The sequence below is a fragment of the Pseudomonas fluorescens group sp. PF-1 genome, assembly GCF_054481335.1.
This window is the reverse complement of the sequence record NZ_JBTMNG010000001.1, coordinates 2,755,468-2,777,348: the sequence shown is the minus strand read 5'-3', so window position 1 is coordinate 2,777,348 and position 21,881 is coordinate 2,755,468. Positions and strand designations below refer to the sequence as shown.

Here is a 21,881-nt window from a genome sequence, read left to right as displayed (position 1 = left end):
AACCTCAATGCCCCACGGCAAAGGCAATCGGCGCCGAACGGGCCAGGCCGCCCCGGCACTTGAGCACCCGCAATTGCGCAGGCTTGGCATTGATGGGGGCATCGATGGCGATGCGCAGGGCCGCTGGCGACGGGTTGATCGCTTCACTGATCGAGCGATAGGCGAACGCCAGGGTCGAGCCGGTTTCCGCCGCCACCTGCAAGCGACGCAGGGCGCGGTCATCGGCCTTGTGCGGCCAGCACAGCACCGCACCGCAACTGCCCGAACGCAGGCATTGTTCCGCCGCCCACAGCGCATCGCGTTCGCTGGCCTGGATGATCGACAACTGGCGCAGATCGACCCCGGCGCTCTGCCAGGCTTGGGGATACGGCACATGGGGCGGCGCCACCAGCACAATGCGCTCGCCCGCCGCCGACAGCCGCGCCAGTGCCGGCCATACCAGTTGCAATTCGCCGATGCCCTGCCCGGCCAGGAGAATTTCGGTCAGTGCCGCTTCCGGCCAGCCGCCCGTGGGCAACGCTGCATCCAGCGCGGCATGCCCGGTGGGTTGCGGGCTGACCGCAGGCGGCGCAGGCCGGCCCTTCCAGACCTGGCCGCCATTGAACAGCGTATCCAGCGCAACGACGGCACCCATCAGCCTTGCCTCACCAGACCGCAGAACACCCCTTCGATGGCCAGGTCCCGGTCGGCTTCGACGATGATCGGCTGGTAGGCCGGGTTACGCGGCAACAGGCGAACCCGGTCGCCAACCCGCTCGAAACGCTTGATGGTGACCTCGCCGTCCAGGCGCGCCACGACGATCTGGCCGTTGAGCGCCTCGGGGTTGCGGTGCACGCCCACCAGATCGCCGTCGAGAATGCCGTCCTCGATCATCGAGTCACCCTGGACCCGCAGCATGTAGTCCGGCACCCGGGAGAAGATCGATGGATCGAGCAGCAAGCGGCTATGGATTTCGGCATCGGCCCCGATCGGCGCACCGGCCGCCACCCGGCCGAGTACCGGGACATCCAGCAGTTCGGGGCGCGGCGGCTGCCCGAGCAGGCGAATGCCCCGGGCCTGATGCGGGTTGACCTCGATAAACCCGGCGTCGGTGAGCGCCAGCACATGCTTGCGCGCCACGCTGCGGGAGGCGAAACCGAACGCCTCGCTGATCTCGGCGAGGCTCGGGGACTGACCGTGTTCGGCGATGCGTTCGCGGATGAAGGTCAGGATGGCGGTACGGCGGGGAGTTAAAGTCGTCATGGAGTACATTTGTACTCTTTTCGGTTTTTTCTTACAAGGACTTCTGTAGGAGCAGCCAGTCGACGCTCGATTGCTCGCGAAAAACCCGAGGCCGCCGCGGGGTATCAGGCACCCCGCGTTATCGTTGACGACCATCGCGAGCAGGCTCGCTCCTACAGGGGGTCAGCCAGATACGCGGTGATGTAATCAATAAACGCCAGCACTTTGGCCGTGGCCCGCCGATGGCTGGGGTACACCGCCAGAATGTGCGGGCCGAAGCTGTCCGGGTCGATGTCGTAATCGGCCATCACCTGCACCAGTCGTCCGTCGGCCAGGTACGGCGCGGCACTCCACAGCGGGGTGTGTAGCAGACCGCGTCCGGCCAGGGCATTGGCCAGCAGCAGGTCGTAATTGTCGCTGCGCAATCGCGGTGTCCGGGGCTGCGGCAGGCTCACGCGCTGGCCGTCGCGCTCGACCCACCAGAATTCACGGCTGAGCAATGGGTGGCAATACAACAACCATTCGTGCTGATCAAGGGTTTGCGGGGTGACCGGCAGCCCCTTGCGCGCCAGGTATTCCGGGCTGCCACACAGCGCCAGGCGATTGCTGCCGACCACCCGGGCGATCAACCCCGGCAAGTCGTCATGCCCTTCGCGCAACGCCAGGTCGTAGCCGCTTTCGAGCAAATTGACGAACGCGTCGCACAGGTCCACTTGCAGGTCGATCTGCGGGTATTGCTCAAGAAAACCGCCCACCACCTGGTCGAGAAAAGCCCGACCATAGGCCAGCGGCGCGGTGATTTTCAGACTGCCGCGCAAGCCATGCTGCAACTGCTCGATCTCCTCCCCCGCCTCGTCCAGCCGCTGCAAGACCTGACGCGCGGTTTCCAGGTAAAGCCGTCCGGATTCCGTGAGCGAAATCCGCCGGGTACTGCGCTCGAACAAACGCGCCCCCAGCTCCGCCTCCAGGTGATTGACCGCTTTGGTCAGGGCCGAAGGGGTCTTGCCCAACTGCTCGGCGGCGCGACTGAAACTGCCCAGTTGCGCGGTGACCACGAACATTTTCAGTGCACCCAACTTGTCCATTCTTTTTCCATTCAGGCAAAAACGTTTTTCGTGAGTGAGGCGTTCTGCCGACGCCGGCAAGCCACTAATCTGGCCATCAGACGCAATAACAAGGAAACATTCAATGAAAAGATTCATCCCGAATCTACTGATGGCGGCCATGAGTTTTGCCTCGTTGGAAGCCATGGCGGCGACTGATCTGGTGCTGTTCAACGGCAAGATTTTCACCGCCGACCGTAACCAGCCCAAGGTTCAGGCCCTGGCGGTGCAGGACGGCAAAGTGCTGCAAGTGGGCAGCAATGCGCAGATCAAGGCCTTGATCGACTCAGGGACCCAAGTCATCGATCTGGGCGGTAAAACCCTGATGCCCGGCCTGATCGACAGCCATTCCCACGCGATTTTCGGCGGACTGGAAATGGTCGCGGCCAACATGGAAGACGAGGTGGTCGAACTCGACGAACTGGAAAAACGCCTGCGCACCTGGCGTGACGACGGCAAGGCCCGGCATGGCGATGTCCTGACCGTGGCCGGCATGAGTTCGGCTTACTGGGCGCAGGCCGAAGCCCTGGGCAAGATATTCAACAGCGGCGAATGGGCCGACGTACCGGTGGTGTTTACCGGCAGCGATCACCACACGGCCTGGGCCAACAATGTAATGCTCAAGCGCGCCGGCGTCGACGCGACGCTGCTGAAAAACCTGCCGGACGCCGAGAAAGGCACCATTGGCAAACTCGCCGATGGCAGCCCCAACGGATTTCTGGTGGACGCCGGTTGGGACCGGGTGGCCTCGAAGATGCCGTCGCCGAGTGCCGCCGACATGCTCAAGGCGGCGCAAACCGCCGTGAGTTACAACAACAGTCTTGGCATCACGGCATGGATGGACCCCGCCGCCAACGCCGCGCCCGGCGAGCCGATATTCGCCCTCAAGCCCACGGAGAAAACCGTCGGCGTGCTGCCGGTGTACAAGGCCCTGTCCGAAAGCGGCGGCATGACCGCCCACGTCGCGGCGCTGCTGGTGGCCAACGGCAAAAGCGTTCCGGCCGATCTCGACACCCTGGACAAGGTCCGCCAGCAGTTCCAGGGCATTCCCAACCTGACGCTGCCCGGCATCAAGATCTTCGCCGATGGCGTGATCGAGTATCCGGCGCAGAGCGCGGCGATGATCGACCCTTACACCAACTCGCACAAACCGGGCGAACTGCTGATCGATCCCAAGCACTTCGGCGAGTTGGTCAGCGCCATCGATCAACGGGGCTGGCTGGTGCACATCCACGCCATCGGCGACCGCGCGGTACGCGAATCGTTGAACGGCATCGCCCAGGCGCGCAAGGACCGCCAGAGCGGTGTGACCCACTCGATCACGCACTTGCAGATCGTCAATCCGAAAGAGTTCGCCCGCTTCAAACCGCTCGATGTCATCGCGTCCATGCAACTGCTGTGGGCCAGCGCCGACGACTACACCACGGACATGATCAAGCCTTACATCAGTGCCCTGGCGTTCCGTTACCAGTACCCGGCGCACTCGTTGCTCAAGCAAGGCGCAACCATCGCCGGGGCCAGCGACTGGCCGGTGTCGTCGCCCAATCCGTGGAACGCCATGGCCCAGGCCATGACCCGGGTCGGCCCAATGGGCGTGCTCAACGCCGATGAACGCATCGACCGCGAAACCATGTTCTACGCCTATACCCTCAACGCCGCCCGCACCATTGGCCTGGACAAACAGATCGGTTCCTTGACCGCTGGCAAACAGGCCGACTTCATCGTGGTCGACCGCGATGTGTTCAGCGTCGACGAAAAAGCCCTGCATGACACCCAAGTGCTGCAAACCTGGTTCGCCGGTCGTCAGGTCTACGCACCAACCCTCTAAGAAAAACAGCAACCCCTCCGCTGCCCGACTCCGTGTTTCTCAACACGGGGCCAGGCGCAGCCATGTCCGACTTCTGCCTATAACAATCACAATAGCGGGACGTACCCCATGAACGTTTTCACCCTGTTCGCCCTCGGCTCCTTGAGCCTGCTGCCTTTAAGCAGCCACGCCGTGCCCTTGAATGATGATTTCTCGTTGCTGCTGGACGTGAACCTGGCCAGCGACTACCGCAGCCGTGGTATCTCGCAAACCCAGAACGACCCGGCCCTGCAAGCCGGCGCGACCCTGACCCACAGCAGTGGCCTGTACCTGGGCGCATGGAGTTCCAACGTCGACTTTGGCGGCGGCCTGAAGACCCGACAGGAGATCGATTACTACGCCGGTTGGCTGTGGCAAGCCACCGATGCGGTCAATCTCGACCTTGGTTATCTCAAATACAGTTACCCGAAAGAGAGCCAGTTCAATCAGAGCGAGGTCTACGGCATTCTCAGCGTTTATGGGGTGAAGCTCGGTGCCTATTACTCCGACGATGCACCGGGCATCGACAGCCAGCAGAACTCGCTCTACACCTACGTCGGCTATGAAACCGAGTTGCCCTATGGCACCGGCCTGAAACTGCGTTACGGCAACATGGACTTCAAGGACCCGACCCTGTATTCGAACTCGGGTGAAGCCGAGGATTCGTACCGCGAATGGGAAGTCCGACTAACCCATGAACTGGCAGGCGTCGTGCTGGGCCTGAGCTACGTCGACACCAACCTGTCGAAGAGCCAGTGCGCCAGCAACTGGGGCTTCGATGACGTGTGCAGCGCGACGGTAGTGGCGAGCGTGAGCAGGCCTTTCTGAGTTCGCCGTTTGCTGGTTTGTTGGTGATTGGATCTTTGAAATGTGTACTGAATTTCAGATTGCCTTCGCTGGCAAGCCAGCTCAGATGACCAAAACGATGATCATTTGTAGGCGCTGGCTTGCCAGCGAAAGCGGTATTCCATTCACCGACCAAGCCCGGCCAGAAACGCCCACGGATAAATCCCCCGCTCATGCCCATCACTGAGGCCTGCGGAAACTATTGCCCCTACCGTCGCTACGAAGGTATTTGCGCAGGTGATCACTTCATCGCCGGGGCCTATTTCAAGAGCCCGCAGCGCTAGAAGCAAAGCTGAGGGAAATGGCGTGGGCTCTGTTACATCGCCCGGACATCCATGCCTCGAATTTCTCGACCTCCTCGCCGAGCACAAAGTCTCCCGCCGCTAAAAGTTCCTGCCAACGTTGGAGAATCAGTGCTGAAAGATGCAATGCCCTGCACGCCCTACTCTAACAAAGCGAACAATAAAAAAATAAGCCCTACCGTTCGTCGTATTTTTAAAAAAATCAGCACTTAGAAAAAATAAAAATCATAAAAAAAGTACAAGACGCACATTTAATCCTACAGAAACACCCTACTCGTCATAGCAAGATCATTCCCACTTATCGAAAACTAAAATACGGTATGAAAAAGAAATTTTACAACTCCACGCCAGACACTATCCACACTAAAACCAAACCAAACCACCAAGACTCCGAATCGCATGCAGGACACTTCTTAAAAGTAAGTAGGAATACCCCCACAAGACAAAAAAAACCCACTTGCAGCCAACAGAAAAATCAACTAACTCTAGCGACACCATTTAATTTCAAGTGACAAACTCCCTTCACCTCGCAATACACAACGAAAGAAAAGAAACAACGGCTCCATTCCCATAGAGAATTCAATCATGACTAAAAATATCTGGCCCAGAATTTTTTCCCTGACCTCTATATTCATTAAAGAACAATTAAAAGAACCCATCTCATTATTTTGGATCATGATATCACCTTGCGCGACGTTCTATTTTTTCGCAGCAACCAGGCAAGACGCCAACTATTTTTCCAGTAACTACATTACAGTTTCAGCATGGTTTTATGCCTATATTTCCTCGAGCGTCGCATTATTCGGATTCGCCTTTTACATTATCGGAAGAAGGGAAAGCGGATTCACCCGATCATTTATTTACTCCAAGGACTCAAAATTAATTTTCCTTTCATCACACTTCATTACCTACTCACTAATATCGACATTCTATTGTGCGACCTTTTACCTAATGACGAAATTTCCATTTGGAAACTACAACCTCAATGAACTACTAAGTATCACACTACGCTTCTATGTCTGCTTCATCATGTTTTGCACTCTCGGGGCTGTATTTTCATGGCTACCGATCAACTTTCAGAACTCGAACACTTTGCTTTCCATTTTTTCGTTTTGCATGCTAATTCTCGGAACAATGAGTGCCAGCAGGGCAAACAACATCACTGATACTTTGAATCTTGCAAACCCACTAACTCTTGCAAGCAAAATAATGGAACAAGGCTTTCAATCCAACAAGCCCACCACAATCGCAATAGTTCTTTTATTCACTTTTACACTATTTAAGACATTCAAATACCTTAGAATAAATCCTGTATGGAGCCGATACTGATGAAAAAGTTCAGGGCGCAAAACATTGATTTCTCCTATTCAACCACCCCCCTCTTAACCCAGGCGTCTCTTGAGGTTGCTCAAGGCGATATTGTCGGAATTCTCGGGCCCAATGGCTCTGGAAAAACAACTTTTTTCGATATCATCTGTGATCTTAAAAAAGCAAAGTGCGGCTTCATAAAAAACGACTTTAGTCATTTCTTATACCTTTCCCAGATCATTACCACTTCTCCCCCGTTGCGCATGCGTGACATTTTTAAAATGGTGACTGCGCTGTCATCAAGCGAGCCAATGACACAAGACAAAACCCTAAAAAAATTAAGTGCGTGGAGCCCTGCGATAGTTGACCGCTACCAAGATATCTGGAACAAAAAATCATCGCTATGCAGCTACGGAGAAACACGCTGGTTCTTTACCCTTTCTCTTCTTTCAATTGCTGCAGACTTCGTGATTCTCGACGAACCTACTGCTGGTGTAGATCCCGAGTTTCGTCACTATATTTGGCAATGCCTTCACGGCGCTGCCAGAGAGGGCTCCGCCATTCTTGTCTCCTCGCACAATGTTGATGAAGTCATTAACCATTGTGATTATTTTTACATGATTAGTCAGCAACGCTTCAATCGCTTTGCCAACGGTAGTGAGTTCATGCACAAGTATGGAGCAAAGACTGTGGACGATGCATTTATCCGGGCCGTTACTGAACCTGCATTCGCGACATAAACAACTGGAACCGCACATAGGGGGGAAAAGCTCCAGACTGAATATTCAGTCCCTAAGTCCAGCCAGATAAGCCCACGGATAAATCCCCCGCTCATGCCCATCACTGAACACCAATTGCAAGCCATATCCCTGCGAATTCACTTCGATCACCTGAACCCGTCCATCAACCATCGGCGGCGTCCCGCGCAATCGGAATGCCCGGCATTGAGAACACGGGCATTGGCGACGCAACTCGACGTGGTCCAGCCGTTGTTCGCGACCGTCCGGCCAGTTCAGGCGCAATTGTTGTTTGCTTCGGGAGTTGCCGATGGCCAGCGGGTTCATTGCAGTTGACTCAGGGCAATGCGCACCGCCTTGCGCACTTCCGGGTCGCCGTCGTTCTGGGCGGCCAACAGCGGCGCAATGGCACCCCGCTCGTTCAACTCGCCCAGGGCCAGTGCGGCTTCCTTGCGCAGATTGCTGATGCGGTGGCCGAGGGTTTCGATCAGCGCATCGAGGGCCGGGGCATACCGTAAACGCCCAAGGCTGCGGGTGGCGCGCAGGCGCACTTGCCAGTAATCGTCGCCCAAGGCTTCGACCAGCGCGGCACCGGCGTCGGCGTGCCCGACCTTGCCCAGCGTGGTGGCGGCCTCTTCGCGCACTTGCCAGGCCTGGTCTTGCAGCGCCTGTCGCAGGGCCGGCAGCACCTGTGCGTCAGACGCCAGCCCCAACGCCCCGGTGGCTGCGCGACGGACGTCGGTGTCCGGGTCATCACTGGCCAGCCGTGCCAGGGCCGGCAAGGCATCGAGCTGCTTGAGCCAGCCCAGCACGCCGACCGCTTCGCGGCGGACGTTGGCGTCGTGATCGTCCAGCGCCAGCAAGGCCGCCGGGGCGGCCTGGGGAAAGCGCAACTCGCGCAAGGCCCTGAATGCGGCGATGCGCACGCCGATGTCGGCATGCCCGGTCCACGGCAGAATCACCCTGCCGGCCGCTTCGCTTTTGAGCAGGCTGAGGCTTTGCGCGGCGGCGGCCTGTACCGCTGGCGAGTGATCGGTCAGGGCCTGACACAGCGCCTCGACCACGGGCTCGTCCTCCCAGGCTTCAAGCAAGCGCGCGGCTTCGGCGCGAACCTCCTCGGCCGGATCGTGCGCCAGGCGATCGACCAGACACAGCAGGCCATCGGGTTCTTCCAGGTCAGCCAGGTCGATCAGGGCGATGCGGCGCACGCCGGCGTCCTCATCGATCAGGCGTGGTTGCAGGGCGAGAATGTCGTCGTTATCGGTTACATCAAAGAGTGAGGTCATAGGGCAAATCGCGGCAGTTTGTTTTCAGGAGGAAGTCCGAGAGGGTTCAGGCGCGGTAGCTGCCGACCGTCTTCGTGACGCAGAAGCTCGAGGCAGTGACGCTTCAAGCGCGAAAATTCATGGCTCGTCACCAGCTCGGTGGTGCGTGGTCGCGGGAAGTCCAGGTGCAGGTCTTCGATGATCCGGCCGGGGCGCGAGCTCATCACCAGCAAACGATCAGCGAGGAACAGCGCTTCGTCGATGTCGTGGGTCACGAACACCACGGTGGTGCGAATCCGTGTCCAGATGTCCAGCAGCAATTCCTGCATGTTCAAGCGGGTCAGGGCGTCGAGGGCACCGAAGGGTTCGTCCATCAGCAACAACCGGGGACGATTGACCAGTACCCGGGCGATTTCCACCCGCTGCTGCATGCCGCCGGACAGTTGATCCGGCCAGCGCTCGGCAAAGCCTTCAAGGCCCACCAGGGCGAGGATTTCATCGGCGGCCCGGTGCCGTTCGGCTTTGCCGATGCCGCGCATTTTCAGGCCGAAGGCGACGTTGTCGCGCACTGTGCGCCAAGGAAACAGCGTGTGCTGCTGGAACACCATGCCGCGCTGCGGCGACGGGCCAGACACCGGCGCACCGTCGACATTGAGGACGCCGGTGCGCGGCTGCAAGTGACCGGCCAGCGCACCGAGCAAGGTGGATTTGCCGCAACCGGACGGACCGAGGATGCACACGAACTGTCCCGGTTCAATCTGGCAATCGAGCCCCTGCACCGCTTCAAAAGCGGCGCGGCCCTCGCCCAGGCTGATCGACAGGGCGCGAATATCGATGCGCCCTTCCGGATGTTGAAAAACGCTCATCAGGCTTTTCCTCGTGGTCGATGCCAAGGCGTGAACAAACCGCCCAGGCGTTTGATCAGCAAACTGCTGCCCATCCCGAGTACCCCGATCAGCAACATGCCGACCACGATGTCGGCGTAGTTCTGGATGGTGTAGGACTCCCAGGTGTAATAGCCGATGCCGTATTGGCCGGAGATCATCTCGGCGGTCACCAGGCAAAACCACGAGGTGCCCATGCCGATGGCCAGGCCGGTGATGATGCTTGGCGCAGCCCCCGGCAGAATCACTTCCAGCAGAATCGCCCGCCGCCCTGCCCCGAGACTTTTCGCCGAGGCAATCAGCCGTGGATCGACACCTTCGACGCCGTGCACGGTATTGAGCAGGATCGGAAACAATGCGCCGGTGAAGGTGATGAAGACCATCGACAATTCTGACGAGGGGAACATCAGGATCGCCAGGGGAATCCAGGCCACGGCCGGTATCGGCCGCAGTACTTCCAGCGGCGGCAGCAACAGGTCTTCGGCCCATTTCGAACGGCCGATGGCCAGGCCCAGGGCGACCCCGATGACCAATGCCGCGAGGTAACCGGCGAACACCCGGCCGAGGCTGCTGCTCAAATGCCGGGCCAATTTGCCGGAGTCACCGAGACCGAAGGCGGCCTGGATCACGGCCAGCGGTGTTGGCACATTGGCGAATGTCACCAGGCCGAGGTTCCAGTGATGGCTGGCGGCGAGTTGCCAGAACAGCAGGCAGAGCAGCAAGGATGCGGCCCGGGGGGGCCAGCGCTTAAACGGTCCGTTCACAATTGTTCCTCTCAACCAAAAACCTGTAGGAACCGGCTTGCCGGCGAAAGCGGTGGGTCAGTCGACATCAACGTTGAATGTCCGTCAGCAATCGCCGGCAAGCCGGCTCCCACAGGGTCAGCGGGTGACCACGGCTTGAGTCGTCGCATCGGTAAAGTCGAAGACTTTGCCGCCCTGGGCCGTGGCGAATTGTTGGGCCTGGCCCTTGAGCAGAAACGCGCTGAGGCGCCCTTTCGCATCACTGGCAAACCACGCCTGATCCGCCAGCAACTTGATGCCGCTGTCGCTGGCCTGGGCATACACCGCGCGGATGTTCCTGCCTTCCTGCTTAAGGCTGGCCAACGCGGTGAACGCGGCATCGGCCGATGCGTACTGACGGACTTTCGGTTCGCCACGCACCCAGATCTCGGCCACATGGCTGAAGTCGGTGATGGCTTTGCCGGTGGATGCATCGACCGCTTTGAGCGGGGTTTGCGCGTAGTTGGCCAGTTGCGCGGCGTAGTCCAGGTTCGAAGCCTTGAAGGCAGCGCGGATGTACTGGTCGTCGATGAAGGTATTCAAATCGAGCCCGCGATCAGCCTTTTTCAGCAGCTTGAGGGTGTCGATGGCGGTGCCGACAGCCTGGCGATATTCCGGTTTCCAGCTCAGGTCGCGGGTCTGCACGCCCAGCGGGCCGTGGAACAGATAATTGACCTCGGCATCGACCCCGGTGACCTTGGCGATCAGTTCGCTGTACTTCTCCGGCTCGGCGGCCAGCAACTGATTGGCCTCGAGGCTGGCGCGCAGGTAGGCGACGACGATCTCCGGGTATTTTTTCGCGTAGCTCTGATCGACCAGCGCACCGTGGAAGGTCGGTGCCCCGGCCTGGGAGCCGTCATAGATCTTGCGTGCGAAGCCCCGGCTCGGGAACAGCTCGGCGAACGGCACGAAGTCGGCATGGGCGTCGATCTTGCCGGCCTGCAAGGCGGAGCCGGCGACTTCCGGTGGCTGGGCAATGATGTTCACGTCTTTGAGAGGGTCCCATCCCTGGGCAGCCACGGCACGCAGCAACATGCCATGGGCGGTCGAGGCGAACGGCACGGAAATGCTCTTGCCCTTGAGCTCGGCCAGCGACTGCACGCCCGAGGCGCTCGGCACGACGATGCCGTTGCCACTGCCCTTGATGCTGCCCGACAGCACGCTGATGAACAGGCTGTGCTTGCCCGCCGTTTCGAACGCCACACCGTTGAACGAACCGGGGAAATCGGCCATGGCGCCGAAGTCGAGTTTGCCGGCAACCATCTCGTTGGTCAGGGGCGCGCCGCTGGTGAAATTTTTCCACTCCACGTCGTACTTCGCGTCCTTGTATTGCCCGTCGTGGGGCAGGTATTTGTCGAGCAGGCCCAATTCGCGGATCAACAGTCCGCCAGCGGCGCAGTTGATCGTGGTGTCCTGGGTGCCGATGGCAATGCGGATGGTTTCGGCCGAAGCCGACAAGGTGAATGAGGCCAGTACCAGACCGGCCAATGTTGCACGCAGCGATGTTGGCAAAACCATGATGAATCCCCTCGAATCATTTATAGGATGTTCGTCTCCGCCACGATCAGGGCGTGGTGGGAAACGAGGGGTGTTTGAAACAGGCGTCCGGTGGTTGCCGGATGGCTTTTGGGTTGTTTGTACCGGCCTCATCGCGAGCAAGCTCGCTCCCACAAGTTTCGTGGGTGCAGACAGAGACACTGTGTGCGAGCTTGCTCGCGATGGCGTCCTGTCATTCAGCGCAACAAATAAGGGATGTCCACTTTCACCGCCCCGGTCGGGCAGTCCTTCTCACAGGGCATGCAGTACCAGCATTCATCGAAAGCCATGTAGGCCTTTTGCGTGGCCGGGTTGATGGCCAGCAAGTCCATCGGGCAAACATCAACGCACACGGTGCAGCCTTTGTGGGCGATGCACAGGTCCTCATCGACGGTGACCGGTGCGTTGGAACGGAAGAAGATTTCCTGGGGTTGATAGGCCATGTTCGGTCTCTCTTTGGTTGACGGCATCAAGCCGCATCGGCACCGACCCGCAACCGGTCGTAGGCCTGCATTTCATCGGCGTCGAGCGGGATGATGTAAGGCTCGACGGCTTTCTTGAAACTGGTCATCAGGCCGTTTTCATCCTTCTTCAGGTGGCAATGACAGAACCAGTCGTTGTCGTTGCGTTGCGGGTGGTCGACCCGATAGTGGTAAAGCCCCCAGCGACTTTCAGCGCGGAACAACGAGGCCCGGGCGGCCATTTCGGCGCAGTCGCGGATCATGCTGACTTCCATGGCTCGCATCAGTTCGTGGGCGTTGTGGGCCTTGATCTGATCGAGGTCGCGCTGGATATCGCTGAAGCGCTGCAGGCCGATTTGCATCTTCTTCGTCACTTTCGGCGGTTGCAGGTAGTCGTTGACGAAGCGCCGTAATTTGTACTCGACCTGGGCCGGTGGCAGGCCGTGTTCGCGGTCCAATGGCGCGTAGACCCGTTGTTTCTCGGTTTCGATCTGCGCGGCATCCAGCGCCGAAAACTCACGCCCGGCGACGAAATCCGCCGCATTGGACCCGGCAAACCAGCCGTATGTGAACGCGCCGAGCATGTAGTTGTGCGGCACCGCGGCCATGTCCCCCGCCGAGTACAACCCCTTGACCGAGGTTTCGGCTCGCTCGTTGACCCAGACACCCGACGCCGAATGCCCGCTGCAAAAACCGATTTCGGAAATGTGCATCTCGACCATCTGCGTGCGGTAGTCGGTGCCGCGATTGGCGTGGAACTGACCGCGACTCGGGCGCTCGTTGCTGTGCAGGATCTCTTCGATGTTCTGGATGGTTTCCTCGGCCAGGTGATCGAGTTTGAGGAACACCGGGCCGTTGCCGCTTTCCAGTTCCTGGTGGAACTCCCACATCATCTGCCCGCTCCAGTAGTCGCACTCGATGAAGCGTTCGCCCTTGTTGTTGGCGGTGTAGCCGCCCAGCGGGCCGGTGACATAAGCGCAGGCCGGGCCGTTGTAGTCCTTGATCAGCGGGTTGATCTGGAAGCATTCCAGGTTCGCCAGTTCAGCCCCGGCGTGATAGGCCATGGCGTAGCCGTCGCCGGCATTGGTCGGGTTTTCGTAGGTGCCCATCAAATAGCCCGAGGACGGCAGGCCCAGACGTCCGGCCGCGCCGCACGCCAGGATCACTGCTTTGGCCTTGATCACATGGAAGTCGGCCGTGCGGCAGTCGAAGCCCATTACACCGTTGACCGCGCCCTCTTCGTCCTTGAGCAAACGGGTGCAGACCAGGCGATTGGTGATGCTCACCCGCGCCCGCTTCAACTGGCGATACAGCACTTTCTTGATGTCGTGCCCTTCCGGCATCGGCAGCACGTAGGCGCCCATGTGGTGGACCTTTTTCACCGCGTAGTCGCCGGTTTCGTCTTTCTCGAACTTCACGCCCCAGCGGTCCAGTTGCGAGAGGGTTTCGAAGCTGTGGGTCGCATAGGCGTAGACCGCTGCCTGGTTGACGATGCCGTCGTTGGCGATGGTGATTTCCTTGGTGTACTGCTCCGGCGTCGAATGGCCGGGGATGATCGCGTTGTTCAGGCCGTCCATGCCCATGCTGATCGCGCCGCTGCGCTTGACGTTGGCCTTGTCGATCAACAGCACCCGCAGATCACGGTTACGCTCCTTGGCCTTGATCGCCGCCATGGGCCCGGCGGTGCCACCGCCGATCACGACGATGTCGTATTCCTGCTCCAACGTGTTTCGGCTCATGCCTGCTCCCCTTTTAGCCGGTCAATCCGCAGGCGGTACTGGAACGCGTCGCCTCGGTAGTAAAGGTGTTCGAAGTCCAGTGGCCGGCCTTCAGCGTCATGGGTCAGACGCTCGATGCGCATGATCGGAGAGCCGGGTTCGACGTTCAGCGCCTGGGTCAGGTCGCTGCCGGCCAGCACCGCATCGATGGCCAGATCGGCGTGACCGAGGGCCAGGCCGCAGTCGTTTTCGAGGATCAGGAAGATGTCGCGGGTAACCAGGTCTGCTTTTTCCAGGCGCTCGCCGATGGCTTTGGGCAGGTAGGTGATTTCCAGCGAAATCGGCTCGCGATTGATCAACCGCACCCGTTTGATCTGCGCCACGGTTTCACCCTCGGCGACCTGCAACCGCTCGGCCACCCGTTTGTCGGCGGCAATGAACTTGAAACTGCGCAGGCGGTTGATCACCTCGTAGCCGCGACCGGTCATGGATTCGGCCAGGCCTTGCAGGGTGCTGACGTTCTGGAAGGTCTTGGGCTTGGCGACGAAAGTGCCTTTGCCGTGAATCTTGAAGATCAGCCCTTCCTTTTGCAGGTCACCGAGGGCCTGGCGCACGGTGATGCGGCTGACCTTGAACAGCGCGCCGAGCTCGCTTTCCGAAGGCATCTGGCTGTCTTGCGGGTATTGGCCATCAAGGATGCGGGCGCGCAGCACATCACGCAGCTGGGTGTGCAAGGGAACGCTACTGAGGGATAGAACGTTATCGGTCATGAAGATCACTTGTCATAACGAGTTATGACGTGATCTTAGAGTTCTAAAGAGAGGGCTGAGAAATACTGTTTGGGAATAAGGTTAGAGCGCACGATCAATCGTGCGGTGAAACATCTGTAGCGAGGGAGCCAGCTCCCTCGCTACAAAAGCCAGCTCGTGATCTGTCAGTCGATCCGCAGTGCACGCAGGTCCAGTCGACCGTCCTTGAGCGGCGGGCACCAGTAATAGCCGCCGGTAATCGGCCGGCTGATGCGGTACAAACCGTCGGTGATGCCGTCTTCCAGGCCGCTCATGCGCCGCAGCTGGACTTCAAAGGCGTCCAGGGAAAAACCGAAGGCGAGGAACATCAGGCCAGCGCGGTCGCCTTCGATCCACGGCATCGAGCGACGCACGATGAACGCCTCGGGCGCGAAGCTTTCCTGGGCAGTGCGCTTGACGTGGGCGGAGATCGGCGCGTCATCGAGTTCTTCGTTGTCGCTCAGGCGTCGGCCCATGATGTGGTCGGTTTCGTGGGAAGGCAGCGCGTGGAAGCCCTTCAAATCGTGCTGCCACTGCTGGATCGCGGCAAAGCTGCCACCGACCGTGCCGTCAGCGCCTTCAGCCACCAGCGCGGCAGCCGCAGCGGCCTCATCCTGGGGGTTCTCGGTGCCGTCTTCGTAGCCGGTCAGGTCATGGCCATCGCGATGGCGGAAGCCTTCGGTCATCTGCACCAGGCGCAAGGCCGGCGCCAATGCCGCTTCAAGGGCGTTGCTGCGATTGAGCAGTTCACCACGGTCAACGCCATGCAACCAGCACCACAGCGCGTGTTGGGTCGACGGGTTATCAACGCCCACGCCCGTCAGCGCCGGGAACACCCGCAGCCCTTCAATGTTGCCGTTCAGGGCCTTGACCAGGGACTCACCGAAGCCGACCACAGCCGACTGGCCGTCCACCAGTTGCATCAAATTGTCGAGCGCCGCCGGCAACGCAGCGGCGGATTCGAGGGCGAAGAACATATGACGAGCTTGAGGCGGAACAGGGGTGGCGAGAATGCCCGGCTGGTAATGACTCATATGAACTCCTTATGAAAGAGCGCGAAGTTTAACCGCAGCACCGGCCCTTGTGTGTGCTCAGGTCAATGTCCATGTACAAGAACTGCGCAAAGCGGTCTACGCTAGAGACACAATATCCAGACCCTCAACCCCTCTACTCTGCCTGTCGCCGCGCGATCGACTCAAAATCCGGGGCATTGAACGTTGAATGTAGGAGCGAGCTCGCTCGCGAAAAACCCATAACCGCCGCGGGGCGTCTGATTTTACGCGTTATCGTTCACGACCTTCGCGAGCGAGCCCGCGCCTACCGTGGCCCGGGCTCGCCAACATCTGATACGGGGTAGCGACATGACCACAGCGAATATCCTTGGCAATATGTTTCCCGAGCCCGGCAGCATCCCGGAAAAATACCGCCTCGACGGCCCGACCGAGCAGCGTGAATACCTGGTCGATGGCGTATTGAGGACCTGGCCAGGCCCCCTCGCCCAAGTCCGCAGCCCGGTGTATATCAGCGGCCCGAATGGCGATGAGCAAGTCATCCTCGGCAGTACGCCACTGCTCGATGCCGAGACCGCCTTGACCGCCCTCGACGCCGCCGTCCGCGCTTATGACCGCGGCCAGGGGTTGTGGCCGACCCTGCGTGTGGCCGAGCGCATCCAGCATGTCGAGACCTTCCTCAAGCACATGCGCGAACAACGCGAGGCGGTGGTCAAGTTGCTGATGTGGGAAATCGGCAAAAACCTGAAGGACTCGGAAAAAGAATTCGACCGCACCTGTGATTACATCGTTGACACCATCAACGCCCTCAAGGAGCTCGACCGCCGTTCCAGCCGTTTCGAACTGGAGCAGGACACCCTCGGCCAGATCCGCCGCGTACCGATGGGCGTGGCCTTGTGCATGGGACCCTACAACTACCCGCTGAACGAAACCTTCACCACGCTGATTCCGGCGCTGATCATGGGCAACACTGTGGTGTTCAAACCGGCCAAACTCGGCGTGCTGTTGATTCGTCCATTGCTGGAAGCCTTCCGCGACAGCTTCCCGGCCGGGGTGATCAACGTGATCTACGGCAGCGGTCGCGAGACCGTGAGCGCCCTGATGGCCAGTGGCAAGATCGATATCTTTGCGTTCATCGGCACCAATAAAGCCGCCAGTGACCTGAAAAAACTTCATCCAAAACCCCACCGTTTGCGCGCGGCGCTGGGCCTGGATGCGAAGAATCCCGGTATCGTCTTGCCGGAAGTGGATCTGGACAATGCGGTCAATGAAGCGGTCACCGGGTCCCTGTCGTTCAATGGCCAGCGCTGCACAGCGCTGAAAATCCTCTTTGTCCACGAAGACGTGGTTGAGCGCTTCATCGAGAAATTCAACGCCAAACTCGCCACGCTCAAACCCGGCATGCCGTGGGAAAGCGGCGTAGCCCTGACGCCGTTGCCGGAGTCGGGCAAGGTCGCTTATCTGCATGGGCTGGTGGCGGATGCCGTTGAAAAAGGCGCGCAGGTGGTCAACCCCCATGGCGGCGAGACCCGTGCGTCGTTCTTCTATCCCGCGGTGCTATACCCGGTGACGCCGCAAATGCGCGTCTATCAGGAAGAACAGTTCGGCCCGGTGGTACCGATCGTGCCGTACCGACATCTGGATACGGTGATCGATTACGTCCTGGAGTCGGACTTCGGCCAGCAGTTGAGCATCTTCGGCACCAACCCGGTGGCGGTCGGACGTCTGGTGGACACCTTTGCCAATCAGGTCGGACGCATCAACCTCAACGCCCAATGCCAGCGCGGCCCCGACACCTACCCGTTCAACGGCCGCAAGAACTCGGCCGAGGGCACATTGTCGGTGCATGATGCCCTGCGGGTGTTTTCGATCCGGACACTGGTTGCCACCAAATTCCAGGAGAGCAACAAGGAACTGATCAGCGAGATCATCAGCGGCCGCAGTTCAAGCTTCCTGACCACCGATTACATTTTCTGAGGAGTGCCGACCTGAGCCAGTCCAGAGCCCTTCAATTGCCACCGCTGCTGCGCCGTTTACTGCGTCCGCTGCTGGACCCGTACCGACGCTATCGTCATGCCAGGGTCATCCACGCCGTACGGGTGTCACTGGGGTTGCTGGCGTCGATCCTGCTGACCACCGGCATCCACCTGCCCCACGGCGAGTGGGCGTCGGTGACGATGCTGGTGGTGATCGGCGGCTTGCAACACCACGGCAACATCGGCAAAAAATCCGCCGAGCGGGCCATCGGCACCCTGGTCGGGGCGGCGATCGGCCTGGTCCTGGTGGTGCAACAGGCGTGGCTTGGCATGCCGTGGCTGACCTATTTCGCCATGGCGGTGATTTGCGGCTTTTTCTCGTACCACGCCATCGGCAAGGGCGGTTATACGGCATTGCTGGCCGCCATTACCGTGTTCATTGTCGCCGGCCATGGTGATAATCCGGTTTCCGATGGGCTGTGGCGCGGGGTCGATATCCTCATCGGTATTGCCCTGGCCCTGGCGTTTTCCTTCGCCCTGCCGCTGTACGCGGTCTATTCCTGGCGCTACAACCTGGCCGATGCCTTGCGTGATTGCGCGACGATCTACGGACGCATCATCAACGGTCAACCGGTCACGGCGGACGAACATCTCAAGCTCATGGGGCGCCTGAACACGGTGATGGTGCAGTTGCGCTCACTGATGCCCTCGGTGTCCAAGGAAGTGAAGATTTCCATGACCGAACTCGATGCCATCCAGCGTCACTTGCGCATGTGCGTCAGCACACTGGAGATCCTTGGCAACACCCGGCCGGATGCCAGTGATCCGGACGCCATGGCCCATCTGCAATCAGCGCTGAAAGCGGAGCACCGGTTGATTCGCGTGCAACTGATCGGCATGGCCCGGGCACTGAAATCCGGCGTGTCCCAGCGGCTCGGGCGGCCTGCTGAAGTGCTGCCGGATTCAAGCCTGGATACACCGGTCTATAGCTCGCTGGACGGTTATCGATTGCTGGTCCGGCAGTTGGCGGCCAACATCGGCGAGATGCGCCAGCGACTGGCGCAGACTGCGCCGCGCTGGAACATTTGACGCCTGATCACTGTGCAACCGTGCGACGCAACTTCAGGCCCCAGCCCTGCTGCATTCCCGCCGCCGCCAACAGAATCGCGGCCACGCCGATCCATTGCAGGGGTTCCAGGCGATGACCGAAGGCAAACCAGTCGACAAAAATCGCCGCGATCGGATAGATGAACGACAGCGCGCCGGTCAGTGCGGTGGGCAGTTTCTGGATCGCGCCGTATAGCAGCACGTACATCACGCCGGTGTGCACGATGCCCAGCGTGACCAGGCTGGCCCAGGCACTCGGTGCCTGCGGCAGCGCCGAAAAGTGCGCGAACGGCGCCAGCAGGAGCACGCCGGTGCTGACCTGAATCAGTGCGATCAAATGCGGCGGCGTGCCGGTCAGGCGCTTGATGATCAATGCGGCAATTGCATAAAGAAATGCAGCGCCCAGCGCCAGAACAATGCCGATCAGGTACTGGTTACCGCTCTCGCCCTGCCCGCCATGGGCACTGACAATCGCCAGCATCCCGAGAAACGAAACGCCCAGCCAGGCCATCTTCTGCAGCGTGATCTTCTCGTTGAGGAACAGCGCGGCCAGGCCCACCAGCATGAACGGCTGCACGTTATAGACGGCGGTGCCGATGGCAATCGAAGCCCTGGAATAAGAGGCGAACAACAGCACCCAGTTGCCGACAATCGCCACGCCGCTGAGCACCGCCAGCAAGAAGGTGGTACGGGTCAGGATACCGCGGCGCAGGAAACCGAATGCGGCGCAAATCAGCAGCAAAGTGCCGGCCCCGAACAGGCAGCGCCAGAACACCACATCCAGTACCGGTTGCCCGGATACCAGCACAAACCAGCCGATGGTTCCGGAGATCAGCATGGCGGCGGTCATTTCGAACGAGCCGCGACGTATTGTTTTGTCCATCATCAGACTCCTGTGTTTGAGCCCAAAGTATGCCGATCCAGGCGAGGGCTTCTCCAGTGCATAAATCAGGCTAAACTTGGATTCTGCCTTTTTTATCAAGGCGACTTCGAAGAGTTGCCTAATCGAGGATTGCACCATGACCGATGACATCGACCAAGTGCTGATCACGGCATTGATGGAGGATTCACGACGCTCGCTCAAGGCCCTGGCGCAGATCAGCGGCCTGTCATCGCCCAGCGTCGCCGAGCGCCTGCGCCGACTTGAAGAGCGCGGCGTGCTCAAGGGGTATACCGTCGAAATCGACCCGAAATGCTTCGGTTATCAGCTCCAGGCGATCGTGCGCATTCGCCCGCTGCCGGGCCAGTTACAGGAGGTGGAACGGCAGATCCAGGCCATCCCCGAATTCACCGAATGCGACAAGGTGACCGGCGACGACTGCTTCATCGCACGCCTGCATGTACGCTCGATGGAACAGCTGGACACCCTGCTCGACCGGCTCAATACCCACGCCGAAACCAATACGGCCATCGTCAAGAAAACCCCGGTCAAACGCCGGTTGCCGCCGATGGCCTAGTCGCTTGCGGCAAATCACAGGCAAGAAAAAACCCGCCGAAGCGGGTTTTTTCACTCAAGGCTGGCGATCAATCATCGCGACCCATGATGCCGAACAGCTGCAACAAGCTGATGAACAGGTTGTAGATCGATACATACAGGCTGATGGTCGCCATGATGTAGTTGCGCTCGCCGCCGTGAATGATGGCGCTGGTCTGGAACAGAATGCAGACCGAAGAGAACAGCACGAAACCGGCGCTGATCGCCAGCTGCAGACCGCTGATCTGGAAGAACATGCCCGCCAGCGTTGCGCCCAGCAGCACAAAGAAGCCGGCGGTGATGAAACCGCCGAGGAAGCTCATGTCCTTGCGGGTGATCAGCACGTAGGCCGACAGACCGCCGAACACCAGTGCGGTCATCGCGAAGGCCGAGCTGACCACTTCAGCACCGCCCTGCATGCCCAGGTAACGGTTGAGGATCGGGCCGAGCAGGAAGCCCATGAAACCGGTCAGGGCAAATGCCGACACCAGGCCCCAGGCGGAATCACGGAGTTTGTTGGTGAGGAAGAAAAGCCCGTAGAAGCCGATCAGCACCACGAAAATGTTTGGATAACCGACACGCATCTGCTGGGCAACGAAGGCCATCACACCGCTGAATGCGAGCGTGAGTGCAAGCAAGCCGTATGTGTTGCGCAGGACGCGGCTAACCTCTAGCTGCTCAGCCTGCAAGCTGTTATTAACTGCGTAATCCTGTTCGCGCATGGCGACACTCCTGTTGGTTTGAAACGTTCAGTCGCAAAGATCATAACAGACGCCCTGTAACAAGCTATGCAGAGAGTTTGACAGTGTGTTTCATTCAGGTATTATGGCGCCCGCAACACAAACGGAGGTGTGGCCGAGTGGTTTAAGGCAACGGTCTTGAAAACCGTCGACTGTAACAGGTCCATGAGTTCGAATCCCATCGCCTCCGCCATCTTTATACGACAAAGCCCTGATTTTTCGGGGCTTTGTCGTTTCTGGGGTTTGGCTTTCGGCCTGGTGATTTCGACGCGTTACAAAACTATTTGGTAACCGTTACAAAACTTTCCTGATTTTCCCCTCTTCTGGCGTCCTGCCAATCGTAAAAAATCCTGCATATAACCTGGTGCTACGCTTTCCTCGTCCACGGAGGAATTCCCATGCCAAATTCAGACCTGCTCCCTTCCCTGCTATTCAAGATCAACGAAAATCAGCTCGCCCTGGAAGCCGCCATCATGGAGCTCACGCTTTGGGTAGAGCAACGTGGCGCGGCCGATGTCGCCGACAACGTTCGCAGCGCTCTGGACGCAATCGATCGGAACGAGGAGTTCATCAAGATGACGCTGGCAGTGATGATGACGCCGGAGTGAGCGGGGACAGCACGAGTTGTGCGGATTAGCTGGCGTTTCTGGTCCGGGGGTTTTAAAGGCTTCAGGGGGTATTCAACCCCCTGGATCCACCTAAAAAACGCAGGAATGGTTCAAAAAGTGGTTCGAGATTATCGATTCGCTGACAGGCACAGTGAGTGCCAATACGTAC

The 21,881-nt window shown here is 59.4% G+C and carries 22 protein-coding genes and 1 tRNA gene; 8 read left to right on the top strand and 15 right to left on the bottom strand.

The annotated features are described in order from the left end of the window. Window positions 1-4 precede the first annotated feature (4 nt). From imuA to ACX3YD_RS13475, 3 genes are all read right to left on the bottom strand, one after another. Window positions 5-634 (bottom strand): translesion DNA synthesis-associated protein ImuA, encoded by a 630-nt coding sequence (gene imuA / locus ACX3YD_RS13485; RefSeq protein WP_458960240.1) that lies wholly within the window; start codon window positions 632-634, stop codon window positions 5-7. Then, window positions 634-1,251 (bottom strand): transcriptional repressor LexA, encoded by a 618-nt coding sequence (gene lexA, locus ACX3YD_RS13480; RefSeq protein WP_458960239.1) that lies wholly within the window; start codon window positions 1,249-1,251, stop codon window positions 634-636. The genes imuA and lexA overlap by 1 nt, the downstream gene beginning before the upstream one ends. A gap of 143 nt (window positions 1,252-1,394) precedes the next feature. Next, the gene (locus ACX3YD_RS13475) at window positions 1,395-2,306 is read right to left on the bottom strand and encodes a LysR family transcriptional regulator (RefSeq protein ID WP_458960238.1); all 912 of its coding nucleotides are present in this window, start codon (window positions 2,304-2,306) and stop codon (window positions 1,395-1,397) included. Between the two features lie 103 nt (window positions 2,307-2,409). Between ACX3YD_RS13475 and ACX3YD_RS13470 the strand changes: the two genes are divergently transcribed. Further along, window positions 2,410-4,152 carry an amidohydrolase gene (locus ACX3YD_RS13470; protein ID WP_458960237.1) on the top strand — a complete coding sequence of 581 codons (1,743 nt, stop codon included), beginning with the start codon at window positions 2,410-2,412 and terminating at the stop codon, window positions 4,150-4,152. Window positions 4,153-4,260: 108 nt separating this feature from the next. Beyond that, window positions 4,261-4,998, top strand: a complete 738-nt coding sequence (locus ACX3YD_RS13465; RefSeq protein ID WP_458960236.1) for a TorF family putative porin — start codon at window positions 4,261-4,263, stop codon at window positions 4,996-4,998. Window positions 4,999-5,141: 143 nt separating this feature from the next. Here ACX3YD_RS13465 and ACX3YD_RS13460 read toward each other — a convergent pair whose 3' ends face one another. Then, entirely contained in the window at window positions 5,142-5,306 is a 165-nt protein-coding gene (locus ACX3YD_RS13460) for a DegT/DnrJ/EryC1/StrS family aminotransferase (protein ID WP_458960235.1), read from the bottom strand. Window positions 5,307-6,646: 1,340 nt separating this feature from the next. Between ACX3YD_RS13460 and ACX3YD_RS13455 the strand changes: the two genes are divergently transcribed. Then, a complete protein-coding gene (locus tag ACX3YD_RS13455) occupies window positions 6,647-7,366 on the top strand; it encodes an AAA family ATPase (RefSeq protein WP_458960234.1) in 720 nt (239 codons plus the stop codon). A 45-nt stretch (window positions 7,367-7,411) separates the two neighbouring features. Here ACX3YD_RS13455 and ACX3YD_RS13450 read toward each other — a convergent pair whose 3' ends face one another. From ACX3YD_RS13450 to ACX3YD_RS13410, 9 genes are all read right to left on the bottom strand, one after another. Beyond that, complete coding sequence (locus ACX3YD_RS13450; RefSeq protein ID WP_458960233.1) at window positions 7,412-7,690, bottom strand: DUF971 domain-containing protein; 279 nt, start codon at window positions 7,688-7,690, stop codon at window positions 7,412-7,414. Next, a complete protein-coding gene (locus ACX3YD_RS13445; protein ID WP_458960232.1) occupies window positions 7,687-8,649 on the bottom strand; it encodes a HEAT repeat domain-containing protein in 963 nt (320 codons plus the stop codon). The genes ACX3YD_RS13450 and ACX3YD_RS13445 overlap by 4 nt, the downstream gene beginning before the upstream one ends. After that, window positions 8,646-9,494 (bottom strand): ABC transporter ATP-binding protein, encoded by an 849-nt coding sequence (locus ACX3YD_RS13440; RefSeq protein WP_458960231.1) that lies wholly within the window; start codon window positions 9,492-9,494, stop codon window positions 8,646-8,648. Before ACX3YD_RS13440 ends, ACX3YD_RS13445 begins: the two co-directional genes overlap by 4 nt. Further along, a complete protein-coding gene (locus ACX3YD_RS13435) occupies window positions 9,494-10,276 on the bottom strand; it encodes an ABC transporter permease (RefSeq protein WP_458960230.1) in 783 nt (260 codons plus the stop codon). The genes ACX3YD_RS13440 and ACX3YD_RS13435 overlap by 1 nt, the downstream gene beginning before the upstream one ends. A 117-nt stretch (window positions 10,277-10,393) precedes the next feature. Beyond that, window positions 10,394-11,812, bottom strand: coding sequence for an ABC transporter substrate-binding protein (locus tag ACX3YD_RS13430; protein WP_458960229.1), 1,419 nt, complete (start codon window positions 11,810-11,812; stop codon window positions 10,394-10,396). A gap of 215 nt (window positions 11,813-12,027) precedes the next feature. Beyond that, entirely contained in the window at window positions 12,028-12,273 is a 246-nt protein-coding gene (locus ACX3YD_RS13425) for a 4Fe-4S dicluster domain-containing protein (protein WP_008060065.1), read from the bottom strand. 26 nt (window positions 12,274-12,299) lie between these two features. Further along, entirely contained in the window at window positions 12,300-14,030 is a 1,731-nt protein-coding gene (locus ACX3YD_RS13420) for a fumarate reductase/succinate dehydrogenase flavoprotein subunit (RefSeq protein ID WP_458960228.1), read from the bottom strand. Then, window positions 14,027-14,779: a GntR family transcriptional regulator gene (locus ACX3YD_RS13415; RefSeq protein WP_458960227.1), complete on the bottom strand. Its 753-nt coding sequence runs from the start codon at window positions 14,777-14,779 to the stop codon at window positions 14,027-14,029. The genes ACX3YD_RS13420 and ACX3YD_RS13415 overlap by 4 nt, the downstream gene beginning before the upstream one ends. A 164-nt stretch (window positions 14,780-14,943) precedes the next feature. After that, on the bottom strand, window positions 14,944-15,831 hold the full coding sequence (locus ACX3YD_RS13410) for a Dyp-type peroxidase (RefSeq protein ID WP_458960226.1): 888 nt from the start codon (window positions 15,829-15,831) through the stop codon (window positions 14,944-14,946). A 327-nt stretch (window positions 15,832-16,158) separates the two neighbouring features. Here ACX3YD_RS13410 and ACX3YD_RS13405 point away from each other — a divergent pair, with 327 nt between their 5' ends. Further along, window positions 16,159-17,784 carry an NADP-dependent glyceraldehyde-3-phosphate dehydrogenase gene (locus tag ACX3YD_RS13405; RefSeq protein WP_458960225.1) on the top strand — a complete coding sequence of 542 codons (1,626 nt, stop codon included), beginning with the start codon at window positions 16,159-16,161 and terminating at the stop codon, window positions 17,782-17,784. Between the two features lie 44 nt (window positions 17,785-17,828). Next, window positions 17,829-18,872, top strand: a complete 1,044-nt coding sequence (locus tag ACX3YD_RS13400; RefSeq protein ID WP_458960415.1) for an FUSC family protein — start codon at window positions 17,829-17,831, stop codon at window positions 18,870-18,872. A gap of 7 nt (window positions 18,873-18,879) precedes the next feature. On the opposite strand, the gene ACX3YD_RS13395 is transcribed toward ACX3YD_RS13400, so the two are convergent. Further along, on the bottom strand, window positions 18,880-19,773 hold the full coding sequence (locus tag ACX3YD_RS13395; RefSeq protein ID WP_458960224.1) for a DMT family transporter: 894 nt from the start codon (window positions 19,771-19,773) through the stop codon (window positions 18,880-18,882). Between the two features lie 136 nt (window positions 19,774-19,909). Between ACX3YD_RS13395 and ACX3YD_RS13390 the strand changes: the two genes are divergently transcribed. Continuing rightward, window positions 19,910-20,347, top strand: a complete 438-nt coding sequence (locus tag ACX3YD_RS13390; RefSeq protein ID WP_008155029.1) for an Lrp/AsnC family transcriptional regulator — start codon at window positions 19,910-19,912, stop codon at window positions 20,345-20,347. A gap of 67 nt (window positions 20,348-20,414) precedes the next feature. Here ACX3YD_RS13390 and ACX3YD_RS13385 read toward each other — a convergent pair whose 3' ends face one another. Next, a complete protein-coding gene (locus ACX3YD_RS13385) occupies window positions 20,415-21,086 on the bottom strand; it encodes a Bax inhibitor-1/YccA family protein (protein ID WP_047529859.1) in 672 nt (223 codons plus the stop codon). 123 nt (window positions 21,087-21,209) lie between these two features. Between ACX3YD_RS13385 and ACX3YD_RS13380 the strand changes: the two genes are divergently transcribed. Further along, window positions 21,210-21,297 (top strand) — tRNA-Ser (locus ACX3YD_RS13380). A gap of 205 nt (window positions 21,298-21,502) precedes the next feature. Then, entirely contained in the window at window positions 21,503-21,712 is a 210-nt protein-coding gene (locus ACX3YD_RS13375; RefSeq protein ID WP_090463389.1) for a hypothetical protein, read from the top strand. The last annotated feature ends 169 nt before the right edge of the window (window positions 21,713-21,881 follow it).

What these genes read in the sequence shown, in the direction of transcription:
- ACX3YD_RS13390 (WP_008155029.1), top strand. Translation starts at nt 19,910, where the DNA reads ATGACCGATGACATCGACCAAGTGCTGATCACGGCATTGATGGAGGAT.
- imuA (WP_458960240.1), bottom strand. Translation starts at nt 634, where the DNA reads ATGGGTGCCGTCGTTGCGCTGGATACGCTGTTCAATGGCGGCCAGGTC.
- ACX3YD_RS13395 (WP_458960224.1), bottom strand. Translation starts at nt 19,773, where the DNA reads ATGGACAAAACAATACGTCGCGGCTCGTTCGAAATGACCGCCGCCATG.
- ACX3YD_RS13455 (WP_458960234.1), top strand. Translation starts at nt 6,647, where the DNA reads ATGAAAAAGTTCAGGGCGCAAAACATTGATTTCTCCTATTCAACCACC.
- lexA (WP_458960239.1), bottom strand. Translation starts at nt 1,251, where the DNA reads ATGTACTCCATGACGACTTTAACTCCCCGCCGTACCGCCATCCTGACC.
- ACX3YD_RS13470 (WP_458960237.1), top strand. Translation starts at nt 2,410, where the DNA reads ATGAAAAGATTCATCCCGAATCTACTGATGGCGGCCATGAGTTTTGCC.
- ACX3YD_RS13415 (WP_458960227.1), bottom strand. Translation starts at nt 14,779, where the DNA reads ATGACCGATAACGTTCTATCCCTCAGTAGCGTTCCCTTGCACACCCAG.
- ACX3YD_RS13405 (WP_458960225.1), top strand. Translation starts at nt 16,159, where the DNA reads ATGACCACAGCGAATATCCTTGGCAATATGTTTCCCGAGCCCGGCAGC.
- ACX3YD_RS13410 (WP_458960226.1), bottom strand. Translation starts at nt 15,831, where the DNA reads ATGAGTCATTACCAGCCGGGCATTCTCGCCACCCCTGTTCCGCCTCAA.
- ACX3YD_RS13475 (WP_458960238.1), bottom strand. Translation starts at nt 2,306, where the DNA reads ATGGACAAGTTGGGTGCACTGAAAATGTTCGTGGTCACCGCGCAACTG.
- ACX3YD_RS13385 (WP_047529859.1), bottom strand. Translation starts at nt 21,086, where the DNA reads ATGCGCGAACAGGATTACGCAGTTAATAACAGCTTGCAGGCTGAGCAG.
- ACX3YD_RS13425 (WP_008060065.1), bottom strand. Translation starts at nt 12,273, where the DNA reads ATGGCCTATCAACCCCAGGAAATCTTCTTCCGTTCCAACGCACCGGTC.
- ACX3YD_RS13430 (WP_458960229.1), bottom strand. Translation starts at nt 11,812, where the DNA reads ATGGTTTTGCCAACATCGCTGCGTGCAACATTGGCCGGTCTGGTACTG.
- ACX3YD_RS13375 (WP_090463389.1), top strand. Translation starts at nt 21,503, where the DNA reads ATGCCAAATTCAGACCTGCTCCCTTCCCTGCTATTCAAGATCAACGAA.
- ACX3YD_RS13445 (WP_458960232.1), bottom strand. Translation starts at nt 8,649, where the DNA reads ATGACCTCACTCTTTGATGTAACCGATAACGACGACATTCTCGCCCTG.
- ACX3YD_RS13465 (WP_458960236.1), top strand. Translation starts at nt 4,261, where the DNA reads ATGAACGTTTTCACCCTGTTCGCCCTCGGCTCCTTGAGCCTGCTGCCT.
- ACX3YD_RS13440 (WP_458960231.1), bottom strand. Translation starts at nt 9,494, where the DNA reads ATGAGCGTTTTTCAACATCCGGAAGGGCGCATCGATATTCGCGCCCTG.
- ACX3YD_RS13420 (WP_458960228.1), bottom strand. Translation starts at nt 14,030, where the DNA reads ATGAGCCGAAACACGTTGGAGCAGGAATACGACATCGTCGTGATCGGC.
- ACX3YD_RS13450 (WP_458960233.1), bottom strand. Translation starts at nt 7,690, where the DNA reads ATGAACCCGCTGGCCATCGGCAACTCCCGAAGCAAACAACAATTGCGC.